Origin of the sequence: Bradyrhizobium sp. (assembly GCF_028868675.1) — a bacterium.
Taxonomy (GTDB): Bacteria; Pseudomonadota; Alphaproteobacteria; order Rhizobiales; family Xanthobacteraceae; genus Bradyrhizobium.
Genome location: NZ_JAGWUA010000327.1, coordinates 1 through 3,263, shown reverse-complemented (window position 1 = coordinate 3,263; position 3,263 = coordinate 1). Strand labels below are relative to the sequence as shown.

Sequence of the window (3,263 nt, the reverse complement as noted above, 5' to 3'; positions counted from 1 at the left end):
AATGGCGGCGCACGGCGCGCGAGCACCCGCTCGCACAGGTCAAGATCGAGCTGCCGCTCGTTCCCCGCACCTTCTATTGCGTCGGGCTCAACTACCTGAAGCACCTGAAGGAGGCAGCCGACAAGCGCGGCGAGGTGCCGGCGGTACCCGACCGGCCCGAGGTCGGCTACCGCGCCCAGAACGCACTGATCGCGCATGACGAGGACGTGGTGATCCCCGCGATCGCAACCGAGAAGATCCACTATGAGGGCGAACTCGTCGTCGTCATCGGCAAGAAGGTCAAGCACCTGACTGCCGAGAACGCGATGGGGTGCGTGTTCGGTTACACCATCGGCAACGACGTCAGCGAGCGGACCTGGCAGAAGGCCGACCGCGGCCTGTGGCGCTCGAAGAACGCCGACACCTTCAAGCCGATGGGCCCGTGGATCGAGACCGATGCCGATCCCGACCGCATGGAGACCATCATCCGGGTGAACGGCAAGGAGACCTACCGCTTCGCGACCTCCGACATGATCTTCGGCATCGTGCCGTTCCTGGTCGAACTGACGAAGTACTTTACGCTGTGGCCGGGCGACGTGATCTGGATGGGCACCGACGGCGCCTCGCCGGACATCCGGCACGGCGACGTCGTCGAGATCGAGATCACCGGCATCGGCACGCTGCGCAACCGTTTTGTGCGGGAGGGGCGGTAGCGAGGCCTCACCACTCCGGCTGTGGACTGCCCCTGTGCCAGGGTTCGGTCGGCTCGAACAGCAGGCGACCGAACGTCTTCAAGACCGGAAGGACCGCGTAGAAGGCAACCACGCCGACGACGAACCCGACCAGCACCGGGAACGTCTGCATGCGCAGGCTCGGGTAGAACACGACCAGGAGAACCAGCGCCTCCGCGAGATAGAGCGGCACCGACGGCAGCCCCGGATTGGGCCGGTAACCCGCATTGTTCAGCCGAATGTGCGAAAACCAGCTGTCCGCCACCCGGCATCCGATGATCGCGCCGAGGCATCCGAACGCAAGCGGGGTCTGCCAGAGCACCGTGCCGGCCATTCCGAGCAGGCCTACGATCCAGAGTGAGATGGTCAGGCCGCCGAAGAATAGGGGCTGACCGACACGGTCCGGTATCTTGACCCCCGCAATCGCGCCGAAGTAACGCCACAGCCGGCCCTTGCGCTCCTGCAACGCGTGCGCGAGCGTCAGCGCCAGATCGATGATCTGCAGAATGGCGAGGACGACGAGCGTATGACCAGAGCCCAGTATCCAGATGTCTTTCAGATTCTCGTTCATCGGCGTCCCCGCAAGATCGCAACCCGAACGTCTCAAAATCGCTCATTCGTCCACCCTTTGCAACCGGAGAGAGAAGCCGTTTTCGCCGATCTGCCCTCCAAGGGCGCCGCCGGGCTTGCGGCCGAGAGAGCCGGGCAATAGCTGAATGCACTGAACGGCGGCAGGGGACGGCGAGGATGAAACGCAAATTGTCAGCGATCGCGCTCTTCGCGATGATCGTGCCGGCGCAGGCGCGCGCCGCAACGCTGACCCCTACCGAAGCGACGTTCCTCGATCAGCTCGTCACCGCGGCCATGGTGCTCGAACGACGATGCACCGGCTACGAGGTCAATGGTGCCGGCGGCGTCCAGCTCGGCGCCAGGTTGCTCGGCAGCACCGAGGCCGCCATGGCAATGATGGACGCCTATGACGCGGCCATCAAGGCGCTCGACGGCAGGAGCTACGATCCCGGCAAATTCCGTCCCGAGGTGTCGGCGGCGGCCGGCCAGACGTCGAACCGGGTCCGGGCGGACTTGATCAGGAACCCGAACGCGGCCTGCGCCGAGTATGGCGAGACCGGCGTGTCGCGCGGGCTGCTGAGGCGGTACTAAGCAGTCGTTGCAGATCGGGGATCGCCGCTCAGAATTTGAAATTAAAGCCGGCGCGCGCGACGGTCGCGGTGTCCTTGAAGCGGAAGCGGTAGGCCGTGTTGGTGTTATTCAACACCGCATCGCTGTTGCCAAAATCGACATAGAGCGCCTCGGCCTTGACGGTCCAGTTCCTGGCGACCGCGTATTCGAAGCCGCCACCCGCGGTCCATCCGGTGCGCCAGCCGCTGTTGTCCCACAGGACGGCGTTGTTTGGATCGTCCACTCGGTCGTGGACATTCCCGGTGGCGACGCCGGCCGTCAAATAGAGCAGCGCCCTGTCGACGGCAAAGCCCGCCCGCCCACGCAAGGTCGCGAGTCCCGTCAGGCTCGAGGTTTGAACCATCGTCAGGTTGAAGCTGGCTAGGCGGGACGTGTTCGCATCGGCGGACGCCGCGCTGATGTCTCCCTCAATGCCGAACACGAACTGCTGGAATTGCCAATTGTACCCGGCGTGGACGCCGCCGATCAGGCCCGTCGCGCTGGCGCCATACTCAGGGGCCGGTGGACTGTCGAACCAGGTCAGACTACCGACTTCCTGACTCTTGTTCTCCGCCCAGACGCCGCCGACGTTTGCGCCGACATAGAAGCCGGACCAGTTGTAAACGGGCGGAGCAGAGCCCGCCAACGCCGGTGAACCGGCGAACAACGCAACCACGGCTACCGATGTCAGAAATTGCCCGCGCATGCCCTGCCTCCCGCAATGCGCCGATACTCGTCCCGCGGCTTCGATCGTTCAATGCTTTCGCGTCTCTGCCGGACGCTTGGCCGCGAACTGTTGCAGATGCGGCACAGTCAGCGGTATTTTGATGCTTGAGGCGGGTCAGGTCAGGAGATCGCGGATGCGCTCGCGCACAATTTTTCCGCCGACGTTGCGGGGTATTTCGGTGACTTCGCGAACGAGTCGCGGCGCGCCATCGGCGAGCCGCGCCGTGCAGAAGGCGATCAGAGCGGCCTCGTCCGCGGGTTCGCGCAGGACGACCGCCGCCCTGACCTCCTCCAGTCCGTCGGCGCCGACAAAACCAGCGACACCGGCGTCCATCACTTTGGGATGCGCCAGCAGAACCTGCTCGATCCGTTCGGGGGCAATCTTGACTCCTCCGATGTTGATGAGATCGCTCACCCGGCCCGTGATGATGAGGCATCCATCCGACGTCACGCGGCCGACGTCTCCCGGATAGAACCAACGCGCGCCGTCGTCCGTCGTCGCGCTATCGCCAATATCCTCCCAGCGTCCCTGCGCCGTGGATCGCAATCGCAGGATTCCCTCCTGCCCCTGCGGCAGCACCCGACCCGTCCCATCCAGTGTTTCGACGGTGGCCCACGGCATCACGTAGCCGACCGCGCCCTCGATGG

The 3,263-nt window shown here is 64.8% G+C and carries 4 protein-coding genes and 1 pseudogene; 2 read left to right on the top strand and 3 right to left on the bottom strand.

Features of this window, described 5'->3' with window-relative positions; translation table 11 throughout:
• Positions 1–692, top strand: a 692-nt coding sequence (locus KGM94_RS24555; protein WP_300265127.1) for a fumarylacetoacetate hydrolase family protein, incomplete at its 5' end; no start/stop codon positions are given.
• Between the two features lie 7 nt (positions 693–699).
• Here KGM94_RS24555 and KGM94_RS24550 read toward each other — a convergent pair.
• The gene (locus tag KGM94_RS24550) at positions 700–1,281 is read right to left on the bottom strand and encodes a hypothetical protein (protein WP_300265124.1); all 582 of its coding nucleotides are present in this window, start codon (positions 1,279–1,281) and stop codon (positions 700–702) included.
• A 176-nt stretch (positions 1,282–1,457) separates the two neighbouring features.
• On the opposite strand from KGM94_RS24550, the gene KGM94_RS24545 reads away from it, so the two are divergent.
• A complete protein-coding gene (locus tag KGM94_RS24545; RefSeq protein WP_300265121.1) occupies positions 1,458–1,871 on the top strand; it encodes a hypothetical protein in 414 nt (137 codons plus the stop codon).
• Positions 1,872–1,899: 28 nt separating this feature from the next.
• On the opposite strand, the gene KGM94_RS24540 is transcribed toward KGM94_RS24545, so the two are convergent.
• Both KGM94_RS24540 and KGM94_RS24535 read right to left on the bottom strand, forming a co-directional pair.
• Positions 1,900–2,595, bottom strand: coding sequence for an outer membrane protein (locus tag KGM94_RS24540; protein ID WP_300265118.1), 696 nt, complete (start codon positions 2,593–2,595; stop codon positions 1,900–1,902).
• A gap of 135 nt (positions 2,596–2,730) precedes the next feature.
• A pseudogene (locus tag KGM94_RS24535) lies at positions 2,731–3,263 on the bottom strand (AMP-binding protein); the annotation flags it as partial.

What these genes read in the sequence shown, in the direction of transcription:
- KGM94_RS24550 (WP_300265124.1), bottom strand. Translation starts at nt 1,281, where the DNA reads ATGAACGAGAATCTGAAAGACATCTGGATACTGGGCTCTGGTCATACG.
- KGM94_RS24545 (WP_300265121.1), top strand. Translation starts at nt 1,458, where the DNA reads ATGAAACGCAAATTGTCAGCGATCGCGCTCTTCGCGATGATCGTGCCG.
- KGM94_RS24540 (WP_300265118.1), bottom strand. Translation starts at nt 2,595, where the DNA reads ATGCGCGGGCAATTTCTGACATCGGTAGCCGTGGTTGCGTTGTTCGCC.